Source organism: Streptomyces sp. NPDC048473 (genome assembly GCF_043200155.1).
Classification (GTDB): domain Bacteria; phylum Actinomycetota; class Actinomycetes; order Streptomycetales; family Streptomycetaceae; genus Streptomyces.
In genome coordinates this window covers 190,462-205,502 of record NZ_JBICXE010000010.1, presented here as the reverse complement: position 1 = coordinate 205,502, position 15,041 = coordinate 190,462, and the positions used below count along the sequence as shown (strand labels likewise).

Here is a 15,041-nt window from a genome sequence, read left to right as displayed (position 1 = left end):
CCCCCATGCCGCCACCGCGCGGTGCAGAAAGGAACAAACCCATGAACAAGTCGATACGCGGCAGAGCCCTCACGGGTGCCGCACTCGCCCTGGCCACCGCCACGGTCCTGACCGCCTGCGGCGGAGAGACCTCCTCCTCCGCAGACACCAAGTCCGACAAAACAGCCGACGCCACGCCCGCGGTGGCGGTCAAGGAGCCGCTGGTCGCCACCTTCGACGGCGGCCTCTACATCCTCGACGGCGAGAGCCTGAAGCTCGCCAAGATTATTGACCTGCCTGGCTTCAACCGGGTCAATCCCGCAGGTAACAAGGACCACGTCATGGTCTCCACGGACAGCGGATTCCGTGTCTTGGACGCCTCCGCCCAGGCCCTCACCGACATTGAGTACAAGGGCGCCAAGCCGGGCCATGTAGTCCGTCACGCCGCGAAGACCGTGCTCTTCACCGACGGCACCGGGGAGGTCAACGTCTTCGACCCCACCGCACTGAGCAGCGGCAAGAAGCCGGCCGGGCGCACGTACACCTCCGCCGAGCCGCACCACGGTGTCGCTATCGAACTGGCCGACGGCAAACTCGTGAGCACCCTGGGCACCGAAGAGAAGCGCACCGGCGCGCTGGTGCTGGACCGGAACAACAAGGAGATTGCGCGCAGCGAGGACTGCCCCGGTGTCCACGGTGAGGCCGCCGCGAAGAACGAAGCCGTCGGCGTCGGCTGTGAGGACGGCATCCTGATCTACAAGGACGGCACGTTCACCAAGATCGATTCCCCCGACGACTACGGCCGCATCGGCAACCAGGCCGGCAGCGACACCTCGCCCGTTCTGCTGGGCGACTACAAGACCGACCCCGATGCCGAACTGGAACGCCCCGCCCGCGTCTCCCTCATCGACACCGAGAAGAAGAAGCTGCGCCTGGTGGACCTGGGCACCAGCTACTCCTTCCGCTCGCTGGCCCGCGGCCCGCACGGTGAGGCCCTGGTCCTCGGAACCGACGGCGCCATCCACGTCATCGACCCGGACACCGGCAAGATCGAGAAGAAGATCCCCGTCGTGGGCGACTGGCAGGAGCCGCTGGACTGGCAGCAGGCCCGGCCCACCCTGTTCGTGCGCGGACACGTCGCCTACGTCTCCGAGCCCGGCAAGAAGGCGCTGCACGCCATCGACGTGGAGACGGGGAAGAAGATCAGCTCCGTCACCCTGCCGAAGAGCACCAACGAGCTGTCGGGCGTCGTCGCCGGACACTGACCACCCTGACCGCGCCTGTGCCCTCGCCACCACGGCTCGCCGCCGCGGCGGCGAGCCGTGGTGGCGAGGGCACACCCATCCATGGCAGCGCGCTCGACCGCGGCCTCAGCACCCTCTCCTTGAGCACGGGACTGCGCTCTGGGAACCGGACATACGAGGCTTAGGAGCGGTTGTACCTGGAAACGACTACTCCCGAGCGATCGCCGCTTCGGTGGTCGGCCGACACCGGGAGAGGTCTTACGTGGACGCGCCCCTATATCTGAGGCCCAGGGTGGAGCCACCGCTCGCCCGGCTGCTGACGGACCGGCACTTCCTGCACTCGCTCGTCGACGCGCTGGGTTCGCCGCTCAACGTGCTGCTCCCCGAGGCCGTGGCCGAGAACGCCGCCCGCTTCTGTGCCGTCTACGACCGTCACCATCTCACCGGACGCGTGTATTTCGCACACAAGGCGAACCGTTCCAGCGCCCTGCTGCGGCGACTGGCGGCGGAGGACCCGGCCGCCGTCGGTGTCGACGTCGCCTCTGTGGCGGAGCTCAGGCACGCACTGGGGTGCGGGTTCACCGGCGATCGCATCATGGCCACCGGTCCCAAGGACGCCGTGTTCCTCTGGCTGGCGGCCCGTGTCGGAGCGACGGTCAACCTGGACTCGCCGGGGGAACTGGAACGGCTCTGTGGCCTGGTGCGCGCGCACGGGCTCGGCCGGGTCGCCGTCCTGGTACGCCTGTCGGGGTTCGACCATGCCTCCGGCCGCGGGGGAGCGGGCACCCGGCTGCTCTCCCGGCGCAGCCGTTTCGGCACTCCGGTACGGGAGACGGAGGCACTGCTGTCGGCGCTCGAACGCCACGCGGAGACAGTGGAGTTCGTTGGAACCGCATACCACCTGGACACCATCGGCGTCGAGGAGAAGGGGCGGGCGCTGGAGCAGTGCGTGCTGTTCATGGACGAGTGCCGGGCACGGGGGCTCTCGCCGCGCGCTCTCGACATCGGGGGCGGATTCGGCGTCGGCTATGTGGCCGAGGCGGAGGAGTGGGAGCGGTGGACCACCGCGCTGACCGAGGCGGTGCTCGGTGTCCGCCCGCCGTTGACCTGGCGCGGTCACGGATACGGGCTGCGCAACGAGGGCGGGACGGTGCGCGGTGCCGCCGCGCTGTACCCCGCGCACCGTCCCACCGCAGGCCCCGGATACCTCGACGAGTTGCTCTCCCTGCCCGCGCCGGTGCTGGGCCGCCCGCCCGCCACCCTCCTGCTGGAACACCTCCACGACCTGTACATCGAACCGGGGCGCTCTCTCGTCGACCAGTGCGGACTGTCGCTCGCGCGCGTGCTGGACGTACGTCCCGTGGACACGGACTCCGGGCAGTACCTGGTGCACCTCGCCATGAACGCGGGCGACATGAGCCTGGAGGAGCACGGCGTCCTGGTGGACCCCGTCCTGCTGCCGCGGGGTGGAACCGCAGCCGGTGACGGGGAGCCGGTCGGTGTCTACCTGACGGGCAACCTCTGCCTGGAAGGTGACCTCATCACGCGCCGTTCGGTCTACCTGCCGCGGCTGCCAGTGGCGGGGGACCTGCTGGCTTTCGTCAACACTGCCGGTTACGCCATGGACTTTCACGCCCACCGCGCGCAGCGGCAGCCGGTCGCGCGGACGGTCGCGGTGGAGCGGCGGGGCGAATCCTGGAACTGGTGCCCGGACGAGGACTACTGGCCGATCACACCTGTGGGGGAGCAGTCGGATGAGGTATGACAGCATCACCGAGGCCATAGGCAACACGCCTCTGGTGCGCATAGATCCCGCCGTGCACGGGCTGCGCAACATCGACCTCTTCGCCAAGCTGGAGATGCTCAACCCGTTCGGTTCCGTCAAGGACCGGCCCGCGTGGCACATGGCCCGGCCTCACCTGGAGGCCGCCACCGCCGGTGACGGGACGGTGGTGGAGCTCTCCAGCGGCAACACCGCGAAGGCGCTGGCCCTGCTGGCCGGTATGCACGGCGTGAGGTTCAAGAGCGTCACCAACCGCATGCGCGTACCCGAGATCAAGGAACTCCTGCTGCTCATCGGCGCCGAGATCGAGGAACTTCCCGGGCGCAGCGAGTGCCTCGATCCGACCGACACGGACGACCCGTTGACACACTTCCATCGGGCGCTCTCGGACCCGGGGAGCACGTATCTGCACACCGACCAGTACTTCAACCCCCGCAACGTCGAGGCCCACGCGGAGGGCACCGGCCCCGAGATCCTGAAGGACCTGGACGGCCGGGCACCGGACTGGTTCATCGCCTGCGTGGGGACGGCCGGTTCGTCGACCGGTGTCGCCAGGGTCCTGCGCGAGCACGACCCGCGCGTGCGGGTCCTCGGCCTGGTCGCCCACAAATCGGACTTCATACCAGGCATCCGCACCATCGACGAGGTGCACCAGGTCGGCCTGTTCGACCCGGCGACGTACGACACCATCGAGTCGGTCACCTCGGACGAGGCCATCGACGGAATGATCACCCTGATCCGCCGCTGCGGACTGCTGAGCGGACCGACCGGCGGTGCCGCCTACCAAGGGGCGGTCCGGCAACTGCGTCACACCGACGAGGAGCTGGACGGGACGGGGCAGCGTCGTACGGCGGTGTTCATCGTGTGCGACCGGGCCGAGAGCTATCTCAGCTATGTGCGTCAGCGGCGCCCGGACCTCCTGGGCCGAACGGGCCGTGGGCGGTCCGCGGTGGCCGTCACCGACGCCGAGGCCCGTGCGGAGGCTCGCGTCATCGGGGTGGACGACGCCCGGAGGTGGTCCGCCGAGGGCGATCCGCGGCCCCTCGTCGTCGACCTGCGCAGCCCGCACGCCTACGCCGCCCTGCACATCGAGGGCTCGCTCAACATCGTCGACGAGGTGTTCGAGGACCTGCTCCGTGGCGGGCTCCCCTTCAGCAAGCGCACTCCCGTACTGCTCGCCTGTCCCGTCGGCGAGAAATCACTGCGTTACGCTGCCGCACTGTCCCGGATGGGCCACCCGGACGTCCGCAGTCTGGCCGGCGGGATCGTCGCCTGGCGGGACGCCGGCGCACCGCTGGTGCGCGAATGAGCCCGGCGGACCCGCCTCCTTCCCCAGAGCCTGAGAACCCGCTCTGGCAGCAGGAAGCGAGGGAACAGTTCCCCATCATTACGGCGCACCCGGAGCTGGCATACCTCGACAGCGCCGCTACGTCCCAGAAGCCACGTGCCGTGCTGGAGGCCGTTCAGACCTACCTCACGACGTCGAACGCCAACGCCGGCCGCGGCACCTACCCCTGGGCCAACCGGACGACGGAACTGGTGGAGTCGACCCGCGAACGCGTCAAGGAGTTCCTCCACGACCCCGAACCGGGCAGTTCCGGCGTTCACTTCACCAGTGGCACAACCGAGGGCCTGCGTACCGTCGCCCGGGACTGGCTCATGCAGTACCTCACCGACGGGGACGAGATCCTCGTGCCGTACGCCGACCACCGGGCCAATCTGGACCCCTGGATCGAGGCCCGGCGGCTCCTGGCCGAGCGTGGCGTCCAGGTCCGCGTGCAGGCGCTGCCCCACCAACCGGTCTCCGGAGACTACGACCATCTGGCCCTGGCCCGGGCCGTGGGCCCGCGGACCCGCTTCGTGGCCGCCACCCACGTCCACCACGTCTACGGCGGCGACATGAACGTGCACCGTATCCGTGAAGCGGTCGGCCCGGACGTGGCCATCTGCCTGGACGCGGCGCAGGGCGTCGGCCACCTGCCCGTCCACCTCGACGACCCGTCCCTCGATGTGGACTTCGTGGTCTTTTCGGGGCACAAGGCGATGGCGCTGCCCGGCTCAGGGGTGATCTGGGCGCGCAATGCGCGGGGGCCGGCGTTCCGGCCGGAGGGCTGGCAGGGCACGCCCAACACGGCCGGTATCGTCTCGCTGCGGGCCGCTCTGGACTGGCTCGACGCGATCGGACCGGAGCGCGTCGCGCGCTGGACGACGACGCTCACCGCCCGGTTGACGGACCGGCTCGCGCGTCTGGGGCCGTACGAGATCGTGGGCTGCCAGGCAAGCCTGTCCGCCGACTCCGCCCTGCCCGCCGAGCAGCGCCGACGCGGCATCGTCACCTTCCGGCACCGCGACATCCCCTCCGACGATCTCGGGTTCATTCTCTTCAGCCACGGCTTCATGGTGCGGGCCGACAACCTGTGCCAGGCCGGCTCCGACGGCCGGGACGCTTCGGTGCGCGTGAGCCTGCACGTGTACAACACGGTGGAGGAGATCGACCGGCTGCTGGCCGTCCTCGCGTCGTTGGCATGAATGGCAATTGATAATCGTTACCATCTGTAGATCCGTCGGTGCTCCCGCACGGACGAGAGACAGACGAGGTGACGCAAGCTATGGGTGTGAGCATGGCGACGGCCAGGACCTGGGTCGAGCGCTGGGAACGCCAGCAGGAGCGGTACGCGGTGGACCGCGAGGAGCGGTTCACCGTGATCGCCGATGTTGTCGAACACACCGTCGCCGACCGCGCTCGCCCCCTGCTGCTCGACCTCGGGTGCGGCCCCGGCTCCCTGGCCGCCAGGCTCGCCGCCCGGTTTCCGCGCGCCGAAATCGTGGCCGCCGACATGGACCCCGTACTGCTGGAACTGGGGCGCACCCACCATGCCGACGCCGCCCGCTACGTCGACACCGTCATCGGCGCGGAGGGCTGGACCGACGCCCTCGGGCTGGACAGCCCCTTGGACGCCGCCGTTTCGACGACCGCGCTGCACTACCTGCCCGAGCCGGTACTGCTGCGCACCTACCGTTCCCTCGCGTCCCTGCTGCGCCCCGGCGGCGTCCTCGTCAACGGGGACCACTTCCCGCCGGATGCGGCGCCCTGCTCGGACCTCACCGCCCATGTGGGCCGTCGCAGGTCCGAGCGCACGGGCGGCCACGCGTGCGAGGACTGGCGGTCCTGGTGGGACGCCGCGGCCAGGGACCCCGAACTGACCGATCTGCTCGATGAACGCCGACGGCGCCACGCCCTCCACTCCGGCAGCGGCGGCGACGAGCAGGTCACGGTGAGCCGACACGCCGCATTGCTGCGCCGGGCCGGCTTCGCCCACGTCGCGCCGGTCTGGCAGTTCGGAGACAGCACCGTACTGGTGGCGGTCATGGGGGACACGGGCGGATTTTCCACTCCCGTCGAAACCTGATGTCGGCGGCGGAAGCAGATCGATCGAGGCCGTTGCGGAGGGCGGAAGCGCTGCGGCTCTTACAGGGCCAGACTCATCAGGATCTCGTCGCGGTCGTCACCGGGGGCCACGCGCAGCGCGCCCGGCCACCTGCCGACCTCCGTCCAGCCCGCCTTACGGTAGAACTCCTCCAGCCCCAGACCGGACCGTACAGCGAGCTGCAGCCGCTCCAGCCCCATCTCGTCGCGCGCGACGCCCTGGGCGTGCCGCATCATCGCGGCTCCGACGCCCCTGCCACGAAAGTGCGCGTGTGTCTGGACGTGGTTCAACACGCCGCAGTGCGCCGCGAGGGGATGTGCCTCGCGTCGCAGCAGCAGCCAGCCCGCGAGTGCGCCGTCCACAGTCGCCATGAGGAGTCTGCTGTGGTCGGGGGACAGTTCACGAGTGATCCTCTCGACCGTCGGGCGGAGCGCGGCCTGGGTCACCGGCGGAAGCGGGCAGCCCATCGGGACGACGGCCCCTCCTGCGTTGACGACCGCCGTCCAGCATGCGGCGAGGTTCCGCCGGACGGCTTCGGTGGCGTCATGGGGCCGACTGAGTTGTGCGATCACGGTGCTGGGTACCGTCTCGGACGCTGTCACTTGCGTCAGCTTGCCAGCACCTTGTGGATCTCCGCTATGAGCTGCTGAACCGGAGCGCACGCTGCCGACCGGGCGTGAACCCCGCTCAGGCGTGCTGTTGCGCTGGAGTGTGCGCGGTTACGTCGACGCGGCAGCGGTCGCAGACGCCGGAGAGTTCCACGGTGTGTTCCACCTCGGTGAATCTCATGCTCTCGGCGACGCCGTCCGCCCACCGTTCCACGGGGTCGGCGTCGACCGCCGCGCTGAAGCCGCAGTTGCGGCAGACGAGGTAGTGGCGGTGCCCGTCGGTGGGCCGAGGGCGGTAGAGACGTTCTCCGGTCCTGTCCCGCACGACGTCGACCTGTCCGGCGCGCTCCAGGGCGTGCAGGGTCCGGTACACGGTGGTCAGGCCGACGGTGATGCCCTCGGCTTCGAGGATCTCGTGCAGTTCCTGTGCGGAGGTGAAGTCGGCTCGGTCGTACAGGGCGCTCAGGACAGCCATCCGCTGCCGCGTCGGGCGCCATGACGCCGGTGACTGCGTTGCCGGTGCGTCGCGCAGGACTCCCACCTCCCAGTAAGGGGGGCCAGTTGGCTGTCTGCCATGTCGGCCGAATTTGCCTCGACGGCGGAACGACCTTGCGCGGAGCTGATGGTCCTGGGTGTGAGTGCACCCGTCGGCCGACTCGATGAGCTTATTGAATATGGAAGTCATTATCTACTAGTGTCTGGCTGTGTCGCATCGGCGGTCGCGGATGCGACTGCAGAGGAGGGGCTCTCATGACGTTTTCGGGCCAGGCGCCAGGAGCCGGGAGGGTCGGCGCGGAGCGGGGTCGGTGCGTCGGGGCCGGGCAATGCGTGCTTGCCGCACCGGCCGTCTTCGACCAGGACGAGCATGACGGGCTGGTGGTCGTCCGCGCCGAGGTGCCGGCGGCGTCCCAGTCGGACGCTGTGCACGACGCCGTGTGGGCCTGCCCGTCCGGGGCTCTCACCTTCCGGTAGCACGAAGCCGGGCCCGGAGCGCCGAGGGCGTTGCAGCCCGCTGTGCACGCGTCCGTTCATACATGGCCACCCGCCCGCGTCGGGGGTGGCACTTCACGTGCCGTGGATGTCTTCCCGGCGCTCGGTTCAGCTCAGCAGAACGTCAAGGAGAAGCATGTCCAGACAGATCGATCGCCGCGCCTTCCTCCGCCGCGGTGCGGCGGGCGCCGCGGCTCTCACGGTGGGACCCGGCCTGCTGGCTGCGTGCTCCACCGACGAGCCCGGCGCGAACCCGAAGTCGGGATCGGGCTCTTCGACGCGCTCGGGCGGCACCTTCCGGGCCGCTTTCGTCGGAGGCGGTGCCTCCGAGACGCTCGACTTCTTCAACGGTCCGTCCGCACTGGACCTGGTGCGCGCCCGTGCCTGGCACGGCACCCTGGGCAACCTGGACCCCAGCGGGCCCGACGGGGTGCGCTACGGCGTGCTCAAGGGCATCGACATCTCCGACGACCTGTCGACGTACACGCTGCACGTGCGACCCGGCGTCCGCTTCACCGACGGCTCCGAGCTCACCTCCGCCGACATCCTGCACTCGCTCAGCGCACTCGCGGCCAAGAGCAAACTGCCCGTGTACCGGCTCGCCGCCGCCAACTTCGACCTCGCCCGCGCCAAGGCCGACGGGGGCCTGAAGGTCGTTCTGCCCACCCTGCGGCCCATCGCCGACGGCCGCATGATCCTGTGCCAGGGCAACTTCCTCGTCGTCAAGGACGGCACCAGGAAATTCGCCCAGGGCATGCCCAGTTGCGGCCCCTTCCGACTGACGGAGTTCACGGCCGGTCAGGGGTCGGCGTTCGAGCGCTACGACGACCACTACGGTCACGTTCCCCACCTGGACGGCCTGGAACTGCGGTCGATCGCGGACTCGACCGCCAGGGCGGGCGCGCTCACCAGCGGGGAGATCGACTTCGCCCACGACCTCTCACCCGTCACCGCACGCACGCTCGCGGACAGCGCGAAGGTCGAGCTGGCCCCCACGCAGAGCCCTTACCTGGTCGGTCTGTCCTTCCAGATGAACATGAGCGTCAAGCCCTTCGACGACCCCCGGGTCAGGGAGGCGTTCAAGCTTGCGGTCGACCGGAAGGCCATGGTCAGGACGGTCTTCTACGGCAAAGCCGAGGTCGGCAACGACCTGCCCTCCATCGGATTCCCCGACTACGCCCAAGGCGTACCCCAGCGCGCCCACGACCCCGAGCGGGCCCGTGAGCTGCTCAAGGAGGCCGGCGCCGACGGGATGAAGGTGACGCTGACCACCGGTCCCGAGACGCCGGGCATGGTGGAAATGGCCGCCCTCTTCGTCGAGGACCTGAAAAAGGTCGGCGTTCGGGCATCGGTCCGCGAACTGCCCGCGGGACAGCTCTACGCCGATTTCCCCGCGTACGCCGCGCTGCCGTTGGCCGCTTCGTACCAGATGCCCATTCCGGCGCTGTCGACTTACCAGATGAGCCTGGCGGGCGGGTCGCCGTCGGCGTTCGGCTGGAAGGAGTCGGAGACCGACGCCCTCGTGGCGAAGGCCCGTGCCGAACGCGACCCGGTCCAGGCGAAGAAGCTGAGCACGCAGGCGCAGCGTACGCGCTGGACGCAGGGCAACCAGGTGCTGCCGGTCTTCAAGCCGAACCTGAACGCCCAGGCCAAGGGCGTCGACGGAGTACGGGACGACCTCTTCGAACAGTTCCCCGGATTCTCCCGGGCGTCGCTGGCGTGAGGCTGCTCGCCTTCGGCTTCCGCCGCCTGGCGGGGGCCGCCGTCCTCCTGGTGCTGCTGTCGGCCGTGGTCTTCGCGGCCACGACGGTCCTGCCGGGTGACGCCGTCAGCGGAGTCGCCGGCGTGGACGCCTCCGCGGCGCAACGCGCCGAGGTGCGCGCCGAACTCGGCCTGGACCGGCCCGTCACCGAGAGATACGCGGACTGGGTGGCCGGGGCGGTCCGGGGCGACCTCGGGCGCGGCTTCGTGGGGGAGCGGTCGGTCACAGACGTCATCGCCACCCGCCTGCCCAACAGCCTCCTCCTCGCCGCACTGACGCTCGCCGTCACCGCGCCGCTCGCCGTGCTGCTCGGTCTGTGGACCGGGCTGCGCGGCGGCGTCGCCGACCGCGTGGTCTCCACGTCCGCCCAGATCCTGGCCGCCGTGCCCGAGTTCGTCATCGCCGCGCTGCTCGTCGCCGTACTGGCGGTGTGGCTGGAGGCCCTCCCACGCGTCTCGGTCATCCCGCTGGGAGGTACGCCGCTCGATGTCCCGCACGCGTTGGTCCTGCCCGTGCTGACGCTCAGCGCGGTCGGTCTGGCGGTGGCCACCAGGCTGTTGCGGGTCTCCGTGGCGGACACCGCGGCCACGCCGCACTGCGAGGCGGCCCGACTCAACGGCGTTCGCGGTGTGCGGCTTGCGGTGCGTCACATCCTGCCCAATGCCGCGGGACCGGCCGTACAGGCGCTCACCCTCACCACGGGTGCGCTGGTCGGCTCGGCGGTGGTGGTGGAGAACGTCTTCGACTACCCGGGCATCGGCCGAGAGTTGCAACTGGCCGTCGCGGCGCGGGACGTGCCGATGGTGCAGGGCATCGCCACCGCGCTGATCGCGGTCATGCTCGCGGTGCTCCTGCTGGGCGACCTGTGCACGCGTCTGCTGGGAGCACGAGAGGGACACCGACGATGACGACGGTCCTGACACCGCCGGGGAGGCGGACTCGCCCGGCGCGTCCGGGCACGCCCCGGTACCGGCGGCCGCCGCTGCTCACCTGTGCCGGCACGCTGTTCCTGCTTCTGCTCGCCCTGCTGGGACCGCTGGCCGCGCCGTACAGCCCCACCGCCCAGCTCGCCGCGCCTTTCCAGCCGCCGGACGGTCAGTTCCTCCTCGGCACCGACGTGCTGGGTCGGGACGTGGTGAGCCGTGTGCTCGGCGGAGGCCGGTCCATCGTGCTGACCGCGCTGGCCGGGACGGCTGCGGCCGGAGCCATCGGGATGGCCGTCGGCGTCCTGGCGGCCATGGTCTCCCGCAGGCTCGGCGACCTGCTGGTCCGCTGCGTGGATGCCCTCGCGGTCGTCCCCGCCCTTCTGGTCGTCCTGGTCCTGGCCGCCGGGTTCCCCGGCAGCGACGCGGCCCTCGTGGCAGCCGTCGCCCTGGCCACCGCCCCCTTCTCCATCAGGATCCTGCGCGCTGCGGGGGACACGGTGCTGAGCAGCGGGTACGTCGAGGCGGCCCTGGCCCGCGGCGACACCCGGCTGGCCGTGCTCCGCCACGACGTGCTGCCCAACATCGCCGGACCGGCCCTCATGGACACAGCGCTGCGCCTGGTCGCGTCCCTGCACCTCACCGCCACCGCGGGCTTCCTCGGCCTCGGTCAGGGTGGAGCGGCGCCCAACTTGGGGCGCATGGTGAGCGAGAACGTCCCCGGGGCGACGCTGGCCGCCACGCCGTTCCTCGCGCCGGCCCTGCTGCTCGTAGGGCTGTCCGTGTGTGTCGGGCTGCTGGCCGGACGGCTGGCGGAAGCGGTGGGACGGGGGATCGCATGACCGGGAACGGGACAACGGCACGCCGGGTGCAGGAGGGTCTGCTCGCCGAGATCAGCGGGCTGACGGTCGGTCCGGTGTCCGGCGGTCCGCCTGTCCTGCACGACGCCTGCCTGTCGGTTGCGCCAGGGCAGGTACTGGGGGTCGTGGGCAGGTCGGGATCAGGCAAGAGCAGCTTGGCCTACAGCCTGCTCGGACACGTCCGACCCGGCCTGGAGGTGCGGTCAGGAACCGTCCAGGTGGCCGGACTCGACCCTTTTACCCCTGCGGACGCCGGTCGGCTGCGGGGACGCGTGGTGTCGTTCTTGGGACAGGACCCGGCATCGTCGCTCAACCCCGCGCTACAGGTCGGCACGCAGATCGCGGAGGCGGTACGCCTGCGCTCGGCCGTGAAGCGTGCGAACGACGTCCGTGCGCGGGTCGAGGAGCTGCTGCTGTCCGTGCGGCTGCCGGCCGACCGGGCGTTTCGGCGACGGATGCCGCGGCAGCTGTCGGGAGGGCAGGCCCAACGCGTCGGCCTCGCACTGGCCCTGGCTGGTACACCCCGCCTGCTGGTCCTCGACGAGCCCACCAGCGGTTTGGACACGGTCCTGGCCGACGCGATGCGCGGCCTGCTGGCCGAGGTCCTCTCCGAGGGTGACCGCGCCGCGTTGCTGGTCAGCCACGACCCGGCGTGGATCGCGTCCGTGGCGGACGAGGTGATCCGCCTGGAGGGAGGGCGGATCGTCACGGCAGGGCCGGTGAAGAGACCGGTGCCTGTCCTGACACAGACGAAAGCCCGCGCCAGCTGGTCCGGTCCGCCGCGGCCGCAGGAAGTCACCGCCGAGGGAGGGCTGCACGTGCGCGGGCTGAGTGCCGCCCACGGCCGCGTTGCCGTGCTGCACGACGTCTCCCTCACCGTCCCGGCAGGCTCCTGCACCGTCGTGGTGGGCCCCTCGGGTTCGGGGAAGACCACCCTCGCCCGCTGCCTCGCAGGGCTCCACCGGCCCGCACGAGGCAGCGCCGAGTGGCGGGAGGCGGGTGCGGAGCGAGGACGCGGCGCTGCGGTGCAACTCGTCGCACAGGACGCCCGCGGCGCTCTCAACCCCCGTGAATCCGTGAGGACCGCGCTTCTGCGCCCTCTCAGGGGGATCGGGCGCCGACCCGCCGAGGAAGCGCTCGGAGAAGCCATAAGGCTGCTCGGTCTGGTCGGTCTGGACGAGGGTGTACTGACACGCAGACCGGGTGAGTTGTCGGGCGGCCAGCGCCAACGCGTCGCCCTGGCGCGGACGCTGGCGGCTCAGCCGCGCGCTCTCGTCTGCGACGAGATCACCTCGGCGCTGGACCCGGACACGGCGAGCGGAATCCTTGACCTGCTGGACTCGCTGCGGTCGACGACGGGGCTGACGGTCGTGATGGTGACGCACGACCTGACCGCCGTCGCCCGCCGTGCGGAGCGGGTCGTCGTCCTGGACGCGGGGAGGGTGGTCGAGGACGGCCCCGCCGAACGGGTTCTCGTGGCCCCGGAGCATCCCCGCACCAGGGAACTGCTCGCCCACGCCGGCGATGCCCTCCTCGCCGTACCGGAGTAGCGGCGGGTGGGGGACCTCTCACGGGCGGCAGGAGGAGCGCCCCGCTCACCGGGCGCTCCTCCCGGCCACGCCTTACGACAATGGCAAGCGCTGTGTCAGCGCAGCCTTGTCCACCTTTCCGACCGCGGTGAGCGGCAGTGCGGGAACCCGCACGACCTCGTCCGGCGCCTTGTGCCCGGCCAGCCCGCGTTCCTTGAGATGGGCGGCGACCTCCCGCGCTCCGGGAGCCGAGCCCTCGCATACGACGAAAGCGACGGACCGCTCACCCCACCGCTCGTCCGGCACACCGACCAGGGCCGCCGCCGTGATCGCCGGATGCGTCAGCAACTCCTCCTCCACCTCCACCGCGGCGATCTTCTCGCCGCCCCGGTTGATCTGGTCTTTGATCCGCCCCACCACCACGAGATGTCCGGTGGGCAGGCGCCGCACCACGTCTCCGGTCCGGTAGTAGCCGTCCGGGGTGAACGCCGTGCGGTTGTACTTCTCGGCGCGGTAGTAGCCACGCAGCGTGTAGGGGCCCCTGGTGAGGAGTTCGCCCGCCGTCCCATCCGGCACGGGCATGCCGTCGCTGTCCACCACCAGAACCTCGTCGTCCGGCGAGACGGGCCGGCCCTGGGTGGCACAGACCAGGTCCTCGGGATCGTCAAGGCGCGTCAGGTTGATCAGGCCCTCCGCCATGCCGAAGACCTGTTGCACGGTCGCCCCGAGCGCCGGTCCCAGCTTGCGGGCGTGATCCTCCGGCAGCCGCGCCCCGCCGACCTGCACCACCGCGAGGCTTCCGAGGTCCCAAGACCCGGACCCGGCCTCCTCCATCCAGTGGGGGACAAGCGGCGGGGTCAGGGAGGTCAAGGTCACGCCCTCCCGTTCGACGAGGGCGAACGCCGTCTGCGGGCTGGGGTCCGGCGCGACGACGACAGTTCCCCCGGCCATCAGGGTGCCCAGCACTCCGGGGCAGGCGAAGGTGAAGTTGAACCCGATCGGCAGTACCGCCAGGTACACGGTCCGCGCGTCGAGCGCACAGACGGCGGCGCAGGCGCGGGCGTTGTAGGCGTAGTCGTCGTGCGTGCGCGGGATGAGTTTGGGGAGCCCTGTGGTGCCGCCGGACAGCAACAGGAGAGCGATGTCGGAGGTGGCGGCTCCCCCGTCGTCGAGGCCGTGACCCGAGGCGGCCGGCGGGGCCGAGCGGAGCCCTTCGAAGGAAACGAAGTCCTCGCCCGGCCCCGGATCGCCGACCACGATGACATGCCGCAGCGAGCCGTCCGATCCCTGCTCCGCCCGCACCTCGCGCATCAGTTCGCGGTGGTCGAACCTGGCGTGCAGATCGGGCACCACACAGGCCACGGCCCCCGCCACGCGCACCAGATGACCGATCTCCCGGCGCCGGTGACCGGGCATGGCGTGCACCGGTACCGCACCGAGCCGCTGCAAGGCGAACCAGAGGAGTACGAACTCGGCGCGGTTCGGGAGCTGGACCACCACGCGGTCGCCCCGTCCGATGCCCAGTCCGCACAGTCCGCGGGCGATGAGGTCAGCTTCGGAGTCCAGCTGGGCGTAGGTCCAGCGACGGTCGCCGTCGACGAGCGCGATGCGCCCTCCGCGCCCGGCCGCCCACTGGCGCAACCGGGCTCCGAAGGTGACGCCCTCCCAGTGGCCGACGGCCCAGTACCGCGCCTTCTCGGCCTCGGGCCAGGTCCGTTGTGTCTCGCTCATGGGGCTCTGCCTCTCATCGCCGAGCCTCGTGGCTCTGGCGTCGGGTCCGATTATGTGATTACGATGTGAACTATAGAAATGATAATCATTTCAATCTAGGGCTCGGCCCCTGCGTGACGAACCTCCCGCCGCCTGCCGACCTCGACACGACCCGCACCCATCCGATCGGAAGGCCCCATCAGTGAGCGACGAAGCGCTCGTCCA

13 protein-coding genes are annotated in these 15,041 nt (G+C 70.5%); 10 read left to right on the top strand and 3 right to left on the bottom strand.

Annotated elements, in window-relative coordinates:
* Positions 1 to 41 precede the first annotated feature (41 nt).
* The 5 genes from aztD to ACGFU7_RS19380 all read left to right on the top strand — a co-directional run bounded on the left by aztD (position 42) and on the right by ACGFU7_RS19380 (position 6,416).
* Positions 42 to 1,244 (top strand): zinc metallochaperone AztD, encoded by a 1,203-nt coding sequence (gene aztD / locus ACGFU7_RS19400; RefSeq protein ID WP_393697242.1) that lies wholly within the window; start codon positions 42 to 44, stop codon positions 1,242 to 1,244.
* A gap of 241 nt (positions 1,245 to 1,485) precedes the next feature.
* On the top strand, positions 1,486 to 2,988 hold the full coding sequence (locus ACGFU7_RS19395) for a Y4yA family PLP-dependent enzyme (RefSeq protein ID WP_393697241.1): 1,503 nt from the start codon (positions 1,486 to 1,488) through the stop codon (positions 2,986 to 2,988).
* A complete protein-coding gene (locus ACGFU7_RS19390; protein WP_393697240.1) occupies positions 2,978 to 4,315 on the top strand; it encodes a pyridoxal-phosphate dependent enzyme in 1,338 nt (445 codons plus the stop codon). The genes ACGFU7_RS19395 and ACGFU7_RS19390 overlap by 11 nt, the downstream gene beginning before the upstream one ends.
* A complete protein-coding gene (locus ACGFU7_RS19385; RefSeq protein WP_393697239.1) occupies positions 4,312 to 5,535 on the top strand; it encodes an aminotransferase class V-fold PLP-dependent enzyme in 1,224 nt (407 codons plus the stop codon). Before ACGFU7_RS19390 ends, ACGFU7_RS19385 begins: the two co-directional genes overlap by 4 nt.
* Before the next feature lie 80 nt (positions 5,536 to 5,615).
* The gene (locus tag ACGFU7_RS19380) at positions 5,616 to 6,416 is read left to right on the top strand and encodes a class I SAM-dependent methyltransferase (RefSeq protein WP_393697238.1); all 801 of its coding nucleotides are present in this window, start codon (positions 5,616 to 5,618) and stop codon (positions 6,414 to 6,416) included.
* A gap of 59 nt (positions 6,417 to 6,475) precedes the next feature.
* Here ACGFU7_RS19380 and ACGFU7_RS19375 read toward each other — a convergent pair whose 3' ends face one another.
* Together ACGFU7_RS19375 and ACGFU7_RS19370 are read right to left on the bottom strand one after the other, a co-directional pair.
* A complete protein-coding gene (locus ACGFU7_RS19375; RefSeq protein WP_393697237.1) occupies positions 6,476 to 7,036 on the bottom strand; it encodes a GNAT family N-acetyltransferase in 561 nt (186 codons plus the stop codon).
* Positions 7,037 to 7,121: 85 nt separating this feature from the next.
* A complete protein-coding gene (locus ACGFU7_RS19370; protein WP_393697236.1) occupies positions 7,122 to 7,583 on the bottom strand; it encodes a Fur family transcriptional regulator in 462 nt (153 codons plus the stop codon).
* A gap of 209 nt (positions 7,584 to 7,792) precedes the next feature.
* Here ACGFU7_RS19370 and ACGFU7_RS19365 point away from each other — a divergent pair, with 209 nt between their 5' ends.
* The 5 genes from ACGFU7_RS19365 to ACGFU7_RS19345 all read left to right on the top strand — a co-directional run bounded on the left by ACGFU7_RS19365 (position 7,793) and on the right by ACGFU7_RS19345 (position 13,127).
* Entirely contained in the window at positions 7,793 to 8,014 is a 222-nt protein-coding gene (locus ACGFU7_RS19365; protein WP_393697235.1) for a ferredoxin, read from the top strand.
* A gap of 154 nt (positions 8,015 to 8,168) precedes the next feature.
* On the top strand, positions 8,169 to 9,755 hold the full coding sequence (locus tag ACGFU7_RS19360; RefSeq protein ID WP_393697234.1) for an ABC transporter substrate-binding protein: 1,587 nt from the start codon (positions 8,169 to 8,171) through the stop codon (positions 9,753 to 9,755).
* Positions 9,752 to 10,702: an ABC transporter permease gene (locus ACGFU7_RS19355; protein WP_393697233.1), complete on the top strand. Its 951-nt coding sequence runs from the start codon at positions 9,752 to 9,754 to the stop codon at positions 10,700 to 10,702. Before ACGFU7_RS19360 ends, ACGFU7_RS19355 begins: the two co-directional genes overlap by 4 nt.
* Positions 10,699 to 11,559, top strand: coding sequence for an ABC transporter permease subunit (locus ACGFU7_RS19350; RefSeq protein WP_393697232.1), 861 nt, complete (start codon positions 10,699 to 10,701; stop codon positions 11,557 to 11,559). Before ACGFU7_RS19355 ends, ACGFU7_RS19350 begins: the two co-directional genes overlap by 4 nt.
* Positions 11,556 to 13,127 carry an ABC transporter ATP-binding protein gene (locus tag ACGFU7_RS19345; protein ID WP_393697231.1) on the top strand — a complete coding sequence of 524 codons (1,572 nt, stop codon included), beginning with the start codon at positions 11,556 to 11,558 and terminating at the stop codon, positions 13,125 to 13,127. Before ACGFU7_RS19350 ends, ACGFU7_RS19345 begins: the two co-directional genes overlap by 4 nt.
* A 72-nt stretch (positions 13,128 to 13,199) precedes the next feature.
* Here ACGFU7_RS19345 and ACGFU7_RS19340 read toward each other — a convergent pair whose 3' ends face one another.
* Entirely contained in the window at positions 13,200 to 14,837 is a 1,638-nt protein-coding gene (locus ACGFU7_RS19340; RefSeq protein WP_393697230.1) for a (2,3-dihydroxybenzoyl)adenylate synthase, read from the bottom strand.
* Positions 14,838 to 15,041 lie beyond the last annotated feature (204 nt).